Origin of the sequence: Vreelandella titanicae BH1 (assembly GCF_000336575.1) — a bacterium.
Classification (GTDB): Bacteria; Pseudomonadota; Gammaproteobacteria; order Pseudomonadales; family Halomonadaceae; genus Vreelandella; species Vreelandella titanicae.
Genome location: NZ_AOPO01000002.1, coordinates 470,010 through 485,958, shown reverse-complemented (window position 1 = coordinate 485,958; position 15,949 = coordinate 470,010). Strand labels below are relative to the sequence as shown.

Annotated in this window: 14 protein-coding genes; 11 read left to right on the top strand and 3 right to left on the bottom strand. The window is 56.4% G+C overall.

All coding sequences use genetic code 11. From position 1 onward, the window contains the following. Positions 1 to 18: 18 nt before the first annotated feature. The 6 genes from nosR (at position 19) to HALTITAN_RS06775 (ending at position 7,752) form a co-directional block, all read left to right on the top strand. Positions 19 to 2,166, top strand: coding sequence for a transcriptional regulator NosR (gene nosR / locus HALTITAN_RS06800; RefSeq protein ID WP_081742517.1), 2,148 nt, complete (start codon positions 19 to 21; stop codon positions 2,164 to 2,166). A gap of 17 nt (positions 2,167 to 2,183) precedes the next feature. Then, on the top strand, positions 2,184 to 4,061 hold the full coding sequence (gene nosZ / locus HALTITAN_RS06795) for a TAT-dependent nitrous-oxide reductase (protein ID WP_027959373.1): 1,878 nt from the start codon (positions 2,184 to 2,186) through the stop codon (positions 4,059 to 4,061). 66 nt (positions 4,062 to 4,127) lie between these two features. Then, entirely contained in the window at positions 4,128 to 5,426 is a 1,299-nt protein-coding gene (locus HALTITAN_RS06790) for a nitrous oxide reductase family maturation protein NosD (protein ID WP_083868730.1), read from the top strand. Beyond that, entirely contained in the window at positions 5,423 to 6,355 is a 933-nt protein-coding gene (locus HALTITAN_RS06785) for an ABC transporter ATP-binding protein (protein ID WP_051051908.1), read from the top strand. The genes HALTITAN_RS06790 and HALTITAN_RS06785 overlap by 4 nt, the downstream gene beginning before the upstream one ends. Then, a complete protein-coding gene (locus tag HALTITAN_RS06780) occupies positions 6,352 to 7,176 on the top strand; it encodes an ABC transporter permease (protein WP_009286640.1) in 825 nt (274 codons plus the stop codon). The genes HALTITAN_RS06785 and HALTITAN_RS06780 overlap by 4 nt, the downstream gene beginning before the upstream one ends. Before the next feature lie 39 nt (positions 7,177 to 7,215). Next, the gene (locus tag HALTITAN_RS06775) at positions 7,216 to 7,752 is read left to right on the top strand and encodes a nitrous oxide reductase accessory protein NosL (protein WP_039858446.1); all 537 of its coding nucleotides are present in this window, start codon (positions 7,216 to 7,218) and stop codon (positions 7,750 to 7,752) included. Between the two features lie 32 nt (positions 7,753 to 7,784). Here HALTITAN_RS06775 and HALTITAN_RS06770 read toward each other — a convergent pair whose 3' ends face one another. The 3 genes from HALTITAN_RS06770 to HALTITAN_RS06760 all read right to left on the bottom strand — a co-directional run bounded on the left by HALTITAN_RS06770 (position 7,785) and on the right by HALTITAN_RS06760 (position 9,227). Further along, on the bottom strand, positions 7,785 to 8,171 hold the full coding sequence (locus tag HALTITAN_RS06770; RefSeq protein ID WP_039858445.1) for a SirB2 family protein: 387 nt from the start codon (positions 8,169 to 8,171) through the stop codon (positions 7,785 to 7,787). A gap of 11 nt (positions 8,172 to 8,182) precedes the next feature. Then, positions 8,183 to 8,575, bottom strand: coding sequence for a hypothetical protein (locus HALTITAN_RS06765; protein WP_039858443.1), 393 nt, complete (start codon positions 8,573 to 8,575; stop codon positions 8,183 to 8,185). Positions 8,576 to 8,657: 82 nt separating this feature from the next. After that, positions 8,658 to 9,227: a hypothetical protein gene (locus HALTITAN_RS06760; RefSeq protein WP_223827952.1), complete on the bottom strand. Its 570-nt coding sequence runs from the start codon at positions 9,225 to 9,227 to the stop codon at positions 8,658 to 8,660. 176 nt (positions 9,228 to 9,403) lie between these two features. On the opposite strand from HALTITAN_RS06760, the gene HALTITAN_RS06755 reads away from it, so the two are divergent. The 5 genes from HALTITAN_RS06755 (at position 9,404) to HALTITAN_RS06735 (ending at position 15,883) form a co-directional block, all read left to right on the top strand. Further along, entirely contained in the window at positions 9,404 to 11,302 is a 1,899-nt protein-coding gene (locus HALTITAN_RS06755; RefSeq protein WP_009286637.1) for a type IV pili methyl-accepting chemotaxis transducer N-terminal domain-containing protein, read from the top strand. Continuing rightward, on the top strand, positions 11,302 to 11,970 hold the full coding sequence (gene narL / locus HALTITAN_RS06750; protein ID WP_009286636.1) for a two-component system response regulator NarL: 669 nt from the start codon (positions 11,302 to 11,304) through the stop codon (positions 11,968 to 11,970). The genes HALTITAN_RS06755 and narL overlap by 1 nt, the downstream gene beginning before the upstream one ends. Positions 11,971 to 12,208: 238 nt before the next feature. Continuing rightward, positions 12,209 to 13,801 (top strand): MFS transporter, encoded by a 1,593-nt coding sequence (locus tag HALTITAN_RS06745; RefSeq protein ID WP_035558452.1) that lies wholly within the window; start codon positions 12,209 to 12,211, stop codon positions 13,799 to 13,801. Positions 13,802 to 13,873: 72 nt separating this feature from the next. Next, positions 13,874 to 14,332 (top strand): universal stress protein, encoded by a 459-nt coding sequence (locus HALTITAN_RS06740; protein ID WP_022523564.1) that lies wholly within the window; start codon positions 13,874 to 13,876, stop codon positions 14,330 to 14,332. Positions 14,333 to 14,389: 57 nt separating this feature from the next. Beyond that, entirely contained in the window at positions 14,390 to 15,883 is a 1,494-nt protein-coding gene (locus HALTITAN_RS06735; protein ID WP_039858440.1) for an MFS transporter, read from the top strand. Positions 15,884 to 15,949 lie beyond the last annotated feature (66 nt).

Genomic DNA, 15,949 nt, shown 5'->3' with positions numbered 1-15,949 from the left:
ACCCAAAAGGAAACCACGATGTCCCCTGTGGCTTGCCCGCGCCGTCTAACCGGCATCTGGATTAGCTTACTGTTACTCCTAGCGATAACACTGCCCGCCCAAGCTATCGAACTGGAGCAGGTACGCGAGGGGTTTCCCACGGCAGAGCGTCTTGAAGCCGCGGATTCACAGTGGCCGGTAAGCCGTGTACTCGCCAGCGACGATGAGTTGCTCGGCTACGCTTTTGAGAGTGTGGATGTCGCTCCGATCCCCGCCTACTCAGGCAAACCGGTCAATGTACTGGTGGGCATCGGTCTGGATGGGCAAATTGTACAGGCCGACATCCTCAGTCATTCCGAACCGATCATGCTGGTGGGCATTCCCGAATCGAAGCTAAATAGCTTCGCCGATGAGCATGAATCGGCCCACGTCAATGACAGGCTCAGGGTCGGCGACAATCTTGACGCTATCTCTGGCGCGACGGTGACCGTCATCGTCGTCAGCGACACCATCATGCGCAGCGCCAGGCAAGTGGCCGCTGAACAGCAGCTCATTGCCGACCCCTCCCAGACACCACCGGCACGCGTTCGAGAAGACGTTTTCGCCCCTGCCAACTGGGATGAACTGACCGGCGACGGCACCATTCGCCGTTTGCAACTGACCCATGGCGAGGTCGATGCGAGCTTTATAGGTACGCCCGCCGAAGATTACCTGCGCTCGCCACAGCCCGCCGATAAAACCTTTATCGAGCTGTTTTACACCTACCTCAACCCACCAACCGCTGGCCGCAACCTGCTCGGCGATACTGGCTATGACCAACTAATGGTCGAGCTGAAGGATGGCGAGCACGCTATTGCCGTCATGGGGCGTGGTGACTACTCATTCAAGGGTTCAGGGTATGTGCGCGGCGGCATCTTCGATCGCATCGAGCTTTCACAGGGCAGCACTCGGGTCAGCTTTCATGATCGCGATCACATCCGCCTGGGTGATCTGGCCCTCGAAGGCGCGCCCTCGCTGGCCGAGCGAGACATCTTCATCGTCCGCGAAGAGGCGGGCTTCGACCCCGGACAACCGTGGCAGCTGGAATTACTGGTTCGCCGCGCCTCTGGCCCCTTGGATACCGAGTTCAGCCGCTTTAGCGCCGACTACAGTGTTCCCGAGGCCTATATAGAACGGCCTGAGCCACCGGTGGAAGAGCCTATCTGGGTACAGGTTTGGCGCGACAAGGCTTTCCAGATCGTTGTGCTATCCGCCGGATTATTGGTGCTCACTGGCATCATGCTGTTCCAGGATGTGCTGGCGCGCCACCCGCGTGTTCTGAACCCACTGCGTCTAGGTTTCAAGATATACACCTTAGTATTTATCGGCTGGTACTCGCTGGCCCAGCTATCGGTCGTCAATATCCTTACCTTCACCAACTCGCTGATAAGCGGTTTTAGCTGGTCCTCATTTTTGATCGACCCAATGCTATTTATTCTCTGGTCGTTCGTGGCGGTGAGCCTGCTGCTGTGGGGCCGCGGAGTTTTCTGCGGCTGGCTGTGCCCCTTCGGCGCTTTACAAGACCTGGTCAACCAGGTCGCTCGCAAACTAAACGTTAAGCAGATCGAGGTGCCCTTCGGGCTCCATGAGCGCCTATGGGCGATTAAATACATCATTCTGCTGGCCTTGTTCGCAGTCTCGCTACATTCGCTTGGCACCGCGGAACGCTACGCCGAAGTGGAGCCGTTCAAGACCGCAATCACCCTGCGTTTCCAACGTGACTGGGCCTTCGTTATTTATGCTCTTGGACTGGTGGCGATTTCTGCCTTCAACCACAAATTCTACTGCCGCTATCTGTGCCCTTTAGGTGCCGGGTTGGCTATTCCTTCGCGTTTACGCCTGTTCGACTGGCTCAAGCGCCACCGCGGTAGCTGCGGTACCCCGTGCCAAATCTGTGCCAATGAATGCGAAGTGGCCGCTATACACCCGGACGGCCGCATCAATGCCAATGAGTGCCACTACTGTCTCGACTGCCAAGTGACCTACCACGACGACCAGCGTTGCCCGCCCATGGTCAAGCGCCGCAAGCGCTATGAAAAGGCGGCCAATATGTCATCGCGCGGTAATAGCGTTGAGACCCAACGGGATACCGATGCCAGCGGCAAACAGGCCGCATGGCAACGCATCCCTCTTCACCAGCAAGACTGATCTCAGGGGAATCAAGCATGAGCGATAAAAAAGACCATATTCAGGATATCGGCCGTCGCCATTTCTTGCGCAATACCGCCGTCACCGGCGTTGCCGGGGCGGGCCTGGCCAGTGGTTTTGGCGCAGGTGCGTTACTCAATAGCCGTCAAGTTCAGGCCGCCGGCGCCAACGGTATCGACGTTGCACCCGGCGAGCTCGACGATTACTACGGCTTCTGGAGCGGTGGCCACTCGGGCGAGGTTCGGGTGCTCGGTGTACCTTCAATGCGCGAACTGATGCGGATTCCAGTGTTCAACGTGGATAGCGCCTCTGGCTGGGGGATCAGCAACGAGTCGAAGCGGATACTCGGCGAATCGAGCCATTTCCTCAACGGCGACTGCCACCACCCCCATATTTCCATGACCGACGGCAGCTACGACGGCAAGTACCTATTTATCAACGACAAGGCTAACACCCGCGTTGCGCGCATTCGTCTCGATATCATGAAGACGGACAAGGTCACCACCATCCCCAACGTCCAGGCGATTCACGGTTTGCGCCTGCAGAAGGTGCCTTACACCAAGTACGTCTTCGCCAATGCCGAACTGCCGATCCCCCAGATCAATGACGGCCGCGACCTGGAGAACCCCGACAACTACTTCACTATGTTCAACGCTATCGATGCCGAAAGCATGGACGTAGCCTGGCAGGTGATCGTCGATGGCAACCTCGATAACACCGATGCCGACTACACCGGTCGTTTCGTCGCCTCTACCTGCTACAACTCGGAAAAGGGCATGACCCTGACCGAGACCATGCGCAACGAGCGCGACTGGGTCGTGGTATTCGACGTTGAAGCGATTGAAGCCGCCGTGGCGGCCGGGAACTACAAGACACTGGGTGAATCAAGCGTACCGGTACTGGATGGGCGCAAGGGCTCGCAACTGACACGTTACATCCCGATCCCCAAGAACCCCCATGGCGTGAATACCTCACCGGATGGCAAATATTTCATCGCCAACGGCAAGCTATCCCCCACTTGCTCAATCATCGCCATCGACAAGTTGCCTGAGCTGTTCGACGACAGTATCGAACCGCGCGATACCATCGTGGGTGAACCTGAACTGGGCTTGGGCCCGCTTCACACCACCTACGATGGCCGGGGCAACGCCTATACCACGCTGTTCATCGATAGCCAGGTAGCCAAGTGGAATATTGAGGATGCCATTCGCCACTACAATGGCGAAGACGTCAACTACCTGCGTCAGAAGCTCGATGTCCACTACCAGCCTGGGCATAACCACGCCAGTCTCACCGAATCCCGGGATGCCGACGGCAAGTGGCTGGTGGTGCTGTCGAAGTTTTCCAAAGACCGTTTCCTGCCGGTAGGCCCTCTGCATCCCGAAAACGATCAGTTGATCGACATCTCCGGTGAGGAAATGAAACTGGTGCATGACGGCCCCACTTATGCCGAGCCCCACGACTGTATTCTGGTACGCGCCGACCAGATCAACCCAAGCCGAGTATGGACACGAGACGACCCCTTCTTCGCCGAGACCGTGGCCATGGCCGAGGCAGACGGCGTCAACCTGGAGGGCGAAAGCAAGGTAATCCGCGATGGCAATAAAGTACGCGTGTACATGACCTCCATCGCACCGCAATTTGGCCTGACCGAATTCAAGGTCAAACAGGGTGATGAGGTGACCGTGGTCATCACCAACCTTGACCAGGTCGAGGATCTGACCCACGGCTTCTGCATGGTCAACCACGGTGTGCAGATGGAGATCAGCCCCCAGCAGACCGCTAGTGTCACCTTCACCGCCGACAAAGCCGGGGTGCACTGGTACTACTGCAACTGGTTCTGCCACGCAATGCATATGGAAATGACGGGGCGCATGCTAGTCGAACCCGCCTGACGCCTCACTGACAGGAGTCTGACGACAATGCGGGCCGATTCCTTCGGCCCGCTGCGGGAGAACACCATGAAACGACACCCTGGCTATTTAGGTTGCCTACTGGCGCTGCTATGGATTTTTTGGCTGCCTAGCGGGGTTTATGCCGCCAACTGGCTCGCCACGCCTGGTGAGCCGTTACAGCCGTTGATCGAACAGGCGACCGACGGCGATCAATTGCTGCTGCCTGCAGGACGCTACCCTGGGCGTGTGGTTATTGACCGCACGCTGCATATCCGGGGCGAGTTGCAAGCCATCCTCGATGCAGGAGGCCACGGCCATGCGGTGGTGCTGGCAGCTCCCGACATTATATTTGAAGGTGTCCGCATTGAAGACTGGGGAGATAACCTGACAGCACTGGAGGCCGCTATTTTTGTCGAGCCCAGCGCTCACGGTAGTACCATCCGCAATAACCAGCTAAGCGGGCCTGGCTTCGGCATCTGGCTCGATGCTGTCAATAACGTCAGTGTGATAGGCAATACCATTCGTGGCGATACCCGACTGCGCTCTCAGGATCGCGGCAACGGCATTCACCTCTATAACGTTAGTGACTCGATTATCGAATCCAACGATGTTGCGCAGACTCGCGACGGCATCTATCTCGACAGCAGCCGCCACAACGTGCTGCGCGACAACACCCTGCATGACCTGCGCTATGGCGTGCACTACATGTACTCCTTCGACAATCGTCTTGAAGGCAACCTGACCCAACGAACCCGAACCGGCTACGCCCTGATGCAATCCAAACGCCTGGAAGTCGTTGATAACCGTTCGGAAGCAGACGACAACTACGGCATTTTGATGAACAACATCACCGACTCCCTGTTGAGCGGCAACCGTGTCGAAGGCGTCACCCAGCCCCTGGGGGCAGATGGCGAGGGGCGTCTAGCGGGCGGCGACGGCAAGGCACTGTTCGTTTACAACTCGCAGTTCAATCGTATCGAGAATAATCGTTTCGCAGCCAGCGACATCGGCATCCATCTCACCGCCGGTTCAGAGGATAACCAAATGGCGGGCAACGCCTTCATCGCTAATAAGCAGCAAGTCATGTATGTCGCCACCCGTGAGCAGGATTGGTCGGGCAATTACTGGAGCGACTACCTGGGTTGGGATCTTGACGATAACGGTGTCGGCGACACCGCTCATGAACCCAATGACGCCATGGATCATCTTCTCTGGCGCCACCCCTCCGCGCGCCTGTTGATGCAAAGCCCTGCGGTGTTGGCACTGCGTTGGGTGCAACGTCAGTTCCCGGTGTTTCGTCCCCCGGGGGTCAGAGACAGCGCGCCCTTGATGAGCGAGCCCGGCCGAGAAGGAAATGCTCCATGAACCCAGTAATAGAACTACAGCGAGTTACCAAGCGTCACGGGGCGCTGGTGCGACTAGCTGAAATGGATCTCACCATCAAAGAAGGCGAGATGCTCGCCCTGCTGGGACATAATGGCGCGGGCAAGACGACCATCATGAAACTCATACTGGGCTTAATTGCGCCCAGCTCGGGCCACGTTGACGTCCTCGGTGGCGCTCCTGACGGGCCACATGCCGAACGCCTACGGCGTCAGTTGGGCTATCTACCTGAAAACGTCACCTTCTACGAACAGCTCACCGGGCGTGAAGTGCTCACCTATTTCGCTCGTTTAAAGCGCGCTGACCGCCATCAGGTAACGGTTCTGCTTGAGCGTGTGGGCCTGGTCGAAGCCGCCGACCGTCGCGTTAAAACTTACTCCAAGGGCATGCGCCAGCGCCTTGGCCTGGCCCAGGCTTTACTAGGGTCTCCCCGGCTATTGTTGCTGGATGAACCCACCACCGGCCTTGACCCCGCGGCCACCCGCGATTTTTATCAAGCGGTAAAAGCCCTACGCGACAACGGTTGTACCGTGCTGCTCTCTTCCCATGTACTGCCGGGCATCGAACCCTATATCGACCGCGCCTTGATCCTGGGCAAAGGGCGACGCCTGGCCCTGGGCAGCCTTAAACAGCTGCGTGAAGAAGCACAGCTACCGCTCACGTTTCGTATCCACGGCACATTGCTGGCCATGCAGTCTCAGCTCTGGAAAGCCATGTCCCTTGAGCCTATCCCAATCAATGAGCGCTGTGTGGAGGTCAACGTGCCCGCGGAAAATAAAATGCAGGTGCTACGTCAATTAACCACCATGCCGAATATCGACGACATCGAGTTATCACCACCCACCCTTGAGCATCTCTACACGCATTTTTCTACTCGCCCCGCCTCACTGACGCTAGGAGCCAGCGCATGAAGGCCATGTTCATCGTCGCCGCCAAAGAGTTCCAGGATGGCCTGCGTAATCGCTGGGTACTGGCGATCACCGTGATCCTTGCCGTTCTGGCAATGGGTATTGCCTACTTTGGTGCCGCTGCGAGCGGCGGTCTTGGTTTTACTTCACTGGCCACCACCCTGGTCAGTTTATCAACTCTGGCCGTTTTTCTGATCCCCTTAATCGCGCTGATGCTAGCCTACGACGCCGTTGTTGGTGAGCAGGAGGCCGGCACGCTACTACTGCTACTCACCTACCCTATAAGTCGTTCGGCGTTGATGTTTGGTAAGTTCTTCGGCCATGGGATGATTCTGGCTGTCGCCACGCTACTCGGTTTTGGTATCGCGGGTATGGTTATTGCGTTGGGCGCTGAAGGCGTACCGCTTATCCAACTAACCGTCGGCCTAGCACGATTGATCGCCAGCAGTGTGCTCTTGGGCTGGGTGTTTTTGGCCTTTGCCTACCTGATCAGCGTAACGGTCACCGAAAAGGCACGGGCCGCCGGGCTGGCACTAGGAGTGTGGTTTCTGTTCGTGCTGGTATTCGATCTAGTACTGCTGGCCCTACTGGTTGGCGTCAAGCAGGGGGGCGACTGGCTCCCCTACCTGATGCTGCTCAATCCCACCGACAGTTTTCGCTTGATCAACCTGTCGGGGTTCGACAGCACACAGCTAGAAAGCGGTATCGCGGCTATCGCGCAGCAAGGTGCGTTCCATTCTGCCTGGCCGCCCTTGGCAATGCTGGTTTGGGTCGTGGTGCCCCTGCTATTGGCCGTCCGTCGCTTCCACCGTCATACCGCTTAACATCATCTCTTAACATCATTTTATTAACGAGGATTGACCATGCCCGCCCTGCTGCCCATTCTGGCCCTTACTATTTTGCTCATGACCGGTTGCAACAATGCCACTGACAGCGCCGAAAGGATGCCGCCTCAGCCTATTAGCGGCGATGACATCTGCCATGTATGCGGTATGTTTATCACCGAATTCGAAGGCCCCAAAGGTCAGGCATTTATGCAAAGCCACAGTGACGCGCGTAAGTTCTGCTCTACGCTGGAGATGTTCGTTTTCCTCCAGCAGCCCGAAAATCAGACCCAGCTGCGCCACGCCTATGTACATGATGTCGGCGTGACACCCTGGGAGGCACCTAAAGACGATGCCTTTATCCCTGCAGCAGACGCTTGGTATGTGGTCGGCCATGATCGGCGCGGCAGCATGGGCCACACCCTTGCGCCGTTCTCCAGCCATGAGCATGCCGAGCAGTTCGCCGTAGTTCATGGTGGCGAGATAATCACCTATGACGATATCGACCTGGAATTGCTCACCCGGCTCGGGCGCCACGAAGGGAGCGGCCATGCCGCCCACTCAATGGCGCAATAAAAGTGAGGAGTGAGGCAGAAAGTAGCTGCAATTCAGGCTAGCCAGGAAAGCGGGCTGTGATGAACAGCGGCCCCCACCATATAGGCGAAGATAGCCACCGCCACTACCGCGGCTAGGGCTCGCACCGTTGGCGTCGCCCCGCGCTTAATCGCAATGGTGCCAATACCGATATAGGCCAGCAGCGCCAGTAACTTGGCGCCAAGCCAAGGAAGCTGCCAGGGCCATACGGAAAGCAATACCATCAAAGTCACCCCCAGCCCCAACAGAGCCGTATCAATAAGATGAGGCAATACCTTGACCCAACGGGCGTTGAGCCGCGGGCTTTCCTGCACCGACCACCAGGCGCGCACTACGAAGAGCGTGATGCTCAGCGCAGCGGCCGACATGTGCAAGTGCTTGATGAGGAAATAGTGCTCCATGGTAACCGTCCCTAGCCGACGTTAAGCGCATTGCCGTGATGATCGAAGGCAAGATAGGCGGTGATATTACCCATTTGCAGCGACTCCATCATACGCTGGAGCTGCCGTTCAACCTCGGCGTCATCTTTTGGGTCGTCCATGGCAGCTGTGAAAACTAGATCCCATTCGATCTCGGTACGGCGTGACTCCTCAACCAACGCCGCCATGCTGGTCAACTCCTCCGTCGACTTATCTACGCATACCACAGGCACCAACACACCCCCTTCACCCTGTTCGAAGCGACGACGCTGATCAGCATCAGGGAAGTCGGGCAGCTCTGCGCGAACGAACACAAACAGCAGGCGCTGGGGCTTAGGTTGTTTACGCGCTTCCTGCAGTAAATCGGCAAACGTCGCTATGGTCATAAAATGGGCCTTATCGCTAGTGGTTTAGAATCAGAAGGTGAGAGAGTAGGTAAGAATGAACAGGTGAGACTCATAGGCGGCGTTACTCGGGTGACTCTACGAAAAGCCACAGCAGCAGCATTACCATAAACAGAGGGATCAACAGGCTAAGTGGCGCCGCGCGCCAACCATAGGCTTGGACTACCAGAGGCGCCATCCGCAAGGAAAACCCTACCCCCGCCGCTAAAGCCAGAAAAAGGGCGACACAAAGACTCACCCAACGACCAGGCATCCAGCCTTTGGCGTGGGCGATGCCCGTCGTAATCACCGCACCTCCCAGTCCAAGCCCAGCCCCCACTAACAAAAACTCCCACGGTCGGCTAGCCATCCCAAACCCGCCCAGCGCCAACGCTAGCCCCAGTAATAGCCATTGCATCAAGCGGCAGGTGTCTCCCCGCCTGGCGATATACCAAGCCGGCCAAGCCAACAGCACACCGCTACTCAACGGTACCAGCACATAGAGGGGTTGTTTTGCGAGCAGGGCATAAAGTGTCCAGCCAGCCACCGCTAAAGCGCTTGCCAGCGGCATCAGCAGCATGGCTACCAGCAACTGATAACCATTTACTGGCTGTTTTGATGTCTCCAACGTGGGAGGCGGCACAGATGATGGCATGGCGTTTCCCAGCGAGGGTATAAAGACATCGGAAGACATGTAAGAATTGTCTGTAAATACTGGGCGTAGGTCAAAAAACATCGGAGGTAGGTCGGCTAACCCCAAAGGAATAGCCCTCGTATCGAAATGCAGACAGTGCCACACTCCCTTACCTCTTCCGCGCTATCGGAAATGCCATGAAATTACTTCAGCGCTCCCTGGTTGCTCGCATCATTGCGTCCTTACTTGCCATTAGCGGGATGGCACTCATCAGCATCACCCTGACCATGGCAATGTCTAACAGCAGCCGTGGCGATGCTGCCGCGATTAATGTCGCTGGCTCACTACGCATGAATGCCTATCAAATCATGGGGGCACTGCAACGCCTGGAGTATGCTCCAGAGGAGACTAGCGCAGAACAGCTCGAAGGACTGATTTCGAGCTTCGATCAACGTTTGTATGGCACAACGCTTCAACAAACGATCCCCATCGATGATCGTCACGAGCGCCGCCGTCAACTGGAAAAACTTCAGATCTACTGGCAGCACACGCTTCGTCCGGCACTAGAGGCACCGTCCCCAGCCACTGCGCTTGACCTCGATACGCTAGAAATGATGATCGTGGCGATGGTCAATGACATTGAAGTGCTGGTGACCTATTTGGAAGAGAGCACTGAGGCCAAGGTGCGGCTGCTGGGGATGATGCAAGTGCTCTTTCTGGTACTGATCGCTATAGTGGTCTCGATCGCCCTCTACGATGTTCGCTTCAATCTGGTAGTTCCTTTGCGTCAACTGATGGTTCTTGCCCGCGAGGCGGCACAGCGTAACTTCAAGCCACGCTCCGAACTCCGCGGCAGCGACGAGTTGGCTTTGTTGGGCCATACCTTTAACAAGATGTCTGCGGAGCTTGCAACAAGCTACGCCGCATTGGAAGACAAGGTGTCGCGCAAGAAGCAGGAGCTTGAACGCAGTAATCAGGCACTGCGGGTAATGCACGATGCCAGCCGCTCGCTGTATGGGGGCGGTAATGATCTCTGCTCTAGCGCAGCCCCTATGTTACGCGAACTGGAAAAGCTGCTGGATATCGGGCCAATACGGCTTTCTCTCAACGATCCTTTCGACCAACGGGAAATGCCGGTTTTAGAAACCCACTCGCGTACCCGACCAGAGTATTGCCGTGACCAGGAGTGTCACGCTTGCCTGATCGATCCTCGCCCCTTGGAGATGGTGTCCAATAACCAGTCACAGTGCTTACTGCTACCGATTAGCGTAGGCGATACGCTGCTAGGCACCCTGGAAGTGTGGTATCCCCAGGAGCGCCTCAACGATAGCACCCGTCGGCTGCTCACCATGTTAGCCGACCAGCTCGCCACGGCGGTGTATCTGCAGCGACGTATCGAGGAGCAGCAGCACGTTACGCTGATCAACGAGCGAACCATCATTGCGCGGGAACTTCACGATTCTCTAGCCCAATCGCTCTCTTATCTCAAAATGCAGGTCGCTCGACTCGAACGCATGCAGCAAAAAGAAGCCACCCGAGAGATGCAGTCTGCGGTATTCGACGAGCTGCGTACCGGCCTAAACAGCGCCTATCGTCAGCTACGTGAGCTGCTCACTACCTTCCGGCTCAAACTAGAGGGGCCGGGGCTGCAATTTGCCTTACGCCAGACCGTCGATGAGTTTAGCCAGCGCATGGAGGTAACGGTCGAGCTTGAGTACGATGTGCCGCCTTACCTACTTAACCCCAATGAAGAAATTCACGTGCTGCAGATCATTCGTGAGGCGCTGGCCAATACTCACAAGCACGCCCAAGCCCACTGGGCTGGAGTCACTGTGCGCTTCGCCGATGCTCGCCTGCTAGTGCGTATTGAGGATGACGGCATAGGCCTGGAAGACGATAGCTCGCCACCTATGCACTACGGTTTGGTGATCATACGCGACCGAACCACTACCCTGAACGGGGAGCTGAGTATCACCAATCGTTCCACAGGGGGGGCCAGCATTGAGATAGTCTTCACCCCGTTGACCGCTCGCTTAATTCAGCAGCAGCCTGTGACGGCTGCCTCCGACTCTCACTTAGGTACAGGGACTTCTTAATGACGCTGACCAACGCCAACGATACACCCGCCAGCCTGATGATTATTGATGACCACCCGCTACTCCGGCGTGGCGTCGCTCAGCTGCTTGAGCTAGAGGACGATCTTGAACTGGTTGGCGAGACGGGCGACCCTGAAGAAGGCATTGCACTGGCCCTCAAACTTGAGCCTGACCTGGTTTTACTTGATTTAAACATGCCGGGCGTCAATGGCTTAGAAGCCTTGCGCCGCCTACGGGAAGCCAACTATAGCGGCCGTGTGGTGATGTTCACTGTTTCCGACCATGAGGATGATGTTGTCGCCGCACTGCGCAACGGTGCTGACGGTTACCTGTTAAAGGATATGGAGCCTGAAGACATGGTTCGCCAACTGCGTCAGGCTGCTTTGGGGCGCATGGTCATCAGCGAAAGCCTGACCGCCCTACTCGCTGAAGCCCTGCGTAATCAGCGCAATGCCCCCACCACCCCGGATATTCATAGCCTAACGCAGCGTGAACGCGAAATTCTGCAACAGCTTGCTGGCGGACTCTCCAACAAGCTTATCGCACGCAAGCTGGATATTACCGAAGGCACGGTCAAGGTTCACGTCAAGCATCTGCTCAAAAAGCTCAACTTACGCTCACGTGTCGAAGCTGCCGTCTGGGCAGTCCAGGAAGGTATCGATCACTAATCGATTCTGTGTGGTTACCTCTAAAGACTCCCAGAATACTTTTGCTCTGACCCGCCTTTACCTCCTCTCGATTTTTTCTGTTAAAAATCAATGAATCCAGGCTTTTCAGCGACTACCTCTCAAGAGGTATGTCGCTGTTTTTCATACTATTTCCACCTATTCCCCAATTTCTTCCTCCAGCGTATCTTGCTTTCTAACTGCTAGATGCAGATAGGTTTGATGCCAAGGGGAAAGCGCCATGAGCAAGAGAAATGCCGACATTGAGAAATGGAATGTCGAAGACGCCCAATTCTGGGAACAGGAAGGCAAGCACATTGCCAACCGCAATCTATGGATATCCATTCCCAGTCTGCTGATGGGATTCGCTGTCTGGATGATGTGGGGAATGATTACCACCCAGATGCAGAACCTGGGTTTTTCGTTCACGGTTAACCAGCTATTTTCACTGACGGCGCTTGCCGGTCTAGCAGGTGCCACACTGCGCATCCCAGCATCGTTCATGATCCGCATCGCTGGCGGGCGTAACACCATCTTCCTGACCACCGCGCTATTGATGATCCCCGCTGCCGGCACTGGTATCGCCTTGATGAACCCAGGCACGCCGTTCTGGGTATTCCAGGCTTTGGCGCTACTTTCCGGTATCGGTGGCGGTAACTTCGCTTGTTCAATGAGCAACATTTCCACTTTTTATCCCAGCAAACAGCAAGGTTACGCCCTGGGCATGAATGCAGGCCTCGGTAATTTCGGCGTCACTACCATGCAGATTGTCATCCCGCTGGTAATGACCGTCGGTATTTTCGGCGCTATAGCCGGTTCGCCGATGGAGTTGCAAAGCGCTAGCGGTACGTTGATCGGCCGGATCGAGGCAGGTACCGATACCTGGATCCAGAATGCTGGCTTTATCTGGCTTGTATTCCTGGTTCCATTAGCGTTCGCCGGTTGGTTCGGTATGAACAATCTTCGCACTATTACGCCCAACCCTGGTTCGCCGCTGGCGGCTTTTAGCAAAATATTAGGCCTCTACGGCGTCGGCATGGTAACTGCCATCGTCGGCATGCTAGCTCTCAGCTGGCTTAATATGTGGGTTGCCCTGCCGCTAACCATTGTTCTGACTCTGGTGTTGTTGCGCCTGATTCCTGGCGACATCAAACCTAATATCCAGAAGCAGTTCGCAATATTTTCCAATAAGCACACTTGGTCAATGACCATCCTCTACATTCTGACCTTCGGCTCTTTTATCGGCTTCTCTGCAGCCCTGCCGCTCTCTATCAACGTCATCTTCGGCAACATGATGGAAGCCACTGCCGATGGCACGCTGATTCGCGTGGCCAACCCAGAGGCGCCCAGCGCTTTAACCTGGGCCTGGATAGGCCCCTTCGTGGGCGCCCTGATCCGTCCGCTGGGCGGATGGATCTCCGACAAAGTGGGTGGCTCCATCGTCACCCAAATAATCTCTGCGGTCATGGTGGTCGCCTCTATCGCCACCGGCTACGTGATGATGCAGGCCTATAACGCCACCGATCCTAATCAATTCTTCTGGCTATTCCTGCTGCTATTCATCGTGTTATTCGCCGCCAGTGGTATCGGCAACGGCTCTACCTTCCGCAGCATCGGGGTTATTTTCGACCAGCAGCAGAAAGGCCCGGTACTTGGCTGGACCTCAGCCGTCGCTGCCTATGGCGCCTTCATCGCCCCGCGGGTAATGGGCGAGCAAATCCAGGCCGGCACACCGGAACTTGCCATGTACGGCTTTGCGGTCTTCTACGCCATCTGCCTAGTCATCAACTGGTGGTTCTACCTACGCAAAGGTGCCTACGTTAAGAACCCCTAAATAGGGCTTGCTTGTTTACGCCCGGAGCCAAGCTCCGGGTCTTCACCCCCTACCCCAATGCGGGAGGACACCATGAAAATCATGATCGCCTATGACGGTTCGCGAAACGCCAAGCTGGCTCTCGCTCAGGTCGTCAACATGTTCCGCTGTAACCAACCTCTGCTGGTACTGGTCGGCGTGGTGGAGAATCCACTCGACGCTACCGATAACAACGAGGCGCTTTTTCAGCAGGAGCACGATGAGGTTAAACGGCACCTTCAAGAGGGTGTGGCATTCGCCATCGGCGAGGGCTTCCAAGCCGAGCAACTTCTAGCCGAGGGGGATGCACGCAAGATGCTGCTTCAGGCCACTCGCAAACTCTCGCCAGACCTACTGGTCATTGCCCGCCATAGCCATCAGCCGGACGGCGGCATCATCGCCAAGTCGTTGACTTATTTTGTTGATGAACTCGACTACATGACTTTCGGCAGCGTCAGCTCGTTCCTGGCCCGGCGCGCCGAGTGTCCCTTGTTAATCCTACCCAGCCCTTGAGCAGCCTCTACACCTCCTTTGGTACAGCCCACCTTTGGGACACAGGACGATACGACCATGAAAGTTTCCGCTGTATTCAAGTTTCGCAGCCCCGAAATTCGGGCCTTGCACCTGACCTGGATTGCCTTCTTTATTACCTTTTACGTGTGGTTCAACATGGCGCCGCTCGCGTCGAGCATGCTCAAGAGCGTCGACTGGCTGACCACGGATGATCTCAAGCTGTTCGCCATCTGCAACGTCGCCTTGACCATTCCTGCCCGCATCATCGTTGGCATGGCACTGGATCGGTTCGGCCCGCGACGGGTGTTCTCGGTGCTTATGGTAACTATGTCACTACCGGCACTGGCGTTTGCTTTCGGTAACAGCATGACGCAGCTGTTGGTGGCGCGCTTAGTACTGAGTTCGATTGGTGCCAGCTTCGTGGTGGGTATCCACATGACGGCGCTGTGGTTCAAGCCCAAGGACATTGGCTTCGCTGAAGGTTTCTACGCTGGCTGGGGTAATTTCGGCTCTGCCGTCGCGGCCATGTCGCTGCCGACCATCGCCCTGAGCATGTATGGCGGCCCCGATGGCTGGCGCTGGGCTATCGCCCAGAGCGCTATTGTTATGGCCGCTTACGGTGTTTACTACTGGTTCGCGATTACCGATGGCCCGGATGCCCAGGCCCACCGCAAGCCACGCAAATCCGCTGCCATGGAAGTGAGCTCCTGGGGCGATATGATCAAGCTGATCATCTGGACCATCCCACTGGTCGGCGTACTCGCCATCCTGGTCTGGCGTATCCAGTATATGGGCTATCTATCAATCACCGGGGCGGTCATCGCCTATCTCGTCATTGTGGCGATCGTTATTTATCAGATCGTACAGATCCTGCGGGTCAACCTGCCAATCCTGCGTAAGGGGGTACCCGAAGATGATAAATACTCGTTCAACAGTGTGGCAGCGCTTAACAGCACCTATTTTGCCAACTTCGGCGCTGAACTCGCAGTGGTATCGATGCTGCCCATGTTCTTTGAGGAGACCTGGGGCCTGAATGCCGCTACGGCCGGCCTGATCGCTGCGTCATTCGCGTTCGTCAATCTGGTGGCGCGCCCCATGGGCGGCATGGTTTCCGACCGCATGGGTAACCGGCGCTTTGTGATGCTGTGCTACATGTTTGGCATTAGCGTTGGGTTCTTGCTAATGGCCATGCTCAATTCGAGTTGGCCACTCATTCTGGCCATTGCGGTGACCATCGGCACTTCGATTTTCGTGCAAGGGGCTGAGGGGGCAACCTTCGGTATCATTCCCTCCATCAAGCGCCGCATCACTGGGCAAATCTCGGGCATGGCCGGCGCCTACGGTAATGTTGGCGCGGTGGTTTACCTAACCATCTTTACGTTTGTCACACCGTCGCAGTTCTTCTACATCATCGCGACCGGCGCCTTCATTAGTTGGGTTATCTGCCTAGTGTGGCTCAAGGAGCCAGAAGGCGCTTTCGATGACGAATACTACGTCTCTTCAGTCGATAGAGACATCGAAGAACAGGCTCTTCAGAACGCCAAGCACTGAACGGTCGGAACATCTGTAGCATCACGGCACTGTTCGCGTCGATTGGATCCGGACAGTGCCTCTAGA

Excerpts from the sequence above, each read along its gene's own strand:
- HALTITAN_RS06790 (WP_083868730.1), top strand. The coding sequence starts at position 4,128 with ATGAAACGACACCCTGGCTATTTAGGTTGCCTACTGGCGCTGCTATGG.
- HALTITAN_RS06755 (WP_009286637.1), top strand. The coding sequence starts at position 9,404 with ATGAAATTACTTCAGCGCTCCCTGGTTGCTCGCATCATTGCGTCCTTA.
- HALTITAN_RS06770 (WP_039858445.1), bottom strand. The coding sequence starts at position 8,171 with ATGGAGCACTATTTCCTCATCAAGCACTTGCACATGTCGGCCGCTGCG.
- nosZ (WP_027959373.1), top strand. The coding sequence starts at position 2,184 with ATGAGCGATAAAAAAGACCATATTCAGGATATCGGCCGTCGCCATTTC.
- HALTITAN_RS06740 (WP_022523564.1), top strand. The coding sequence starts at position 13,874 with ATGAAAATCATGATCGCCTATGACGGTTCGCGAAACGCCAAGCTGGCT.
- HALTITAN_RS06765 (WP_039858443.1), bottom strand. The coding sequence starts at position 8,575 with ATGACCATAGCGACGTTTGCCGATTTACTGCAGGAAGCGCGTAAACAA.
- narL (WP_009286636.1), top strand. The coding sequence starts at position 11,302 with ATGACGCTGACCAACGCCAACGATACACCCGCCAGCCTGATGATTATT.
- HALTITAN_RS06780 (WP_009286640.1), top strand. The coding sequence starts at position 6,352 with ATGAAGGCCATGTTCATCGTCGCCGCCAAAGAGTTCCAGGATGGCCTG.
- nosR (WP_081742517.1), top strand. The coding sequence starts at position 19 with ATGTCCCCTGTGGCTTGCCCGCGCCGTCTAACCGGCATCTGGATTAGC.
- HALTITAN_RS06760 (WP_223827952.1), bottom strand. The coding sequence starts at position 9,227 with ATGCCATCATCTGTGCCGCCTCCCACGTTGGAGACATCAAAACAGCCA.
- HALTITAN_RS06745 (WP_035558452.1), top strand. The coding sequence starts at position 12,209 with ATGAGCAAGAGAAATGCCGACATTGAGAAATGGAATGTCGAAGACGCC.
- HALTITAN_RS06735 (WP_039858440.1), top strand. The coding sequence starts at position 14,390 with ATGAAAGTTTCCGCTGTATTCAAGTTTCGCAGCCCCGAAATTCGGGCC.
- HALTITAN_RS06785 (WP_051051908.1), top strand. The coding sequence starts at position 5,423 with ATGAACCCAGTAATAGAACTACAGCGAGTTACCAAGCGTCACGGGGCG.
- HALTITAN_RS06775 (WP_039858446.1), top strand. The coding sequence starts at position 7,216 with ATGCCCGCCCTGCTGCCCATTCTGGCCCTTACTATTTTGCTCATGACC.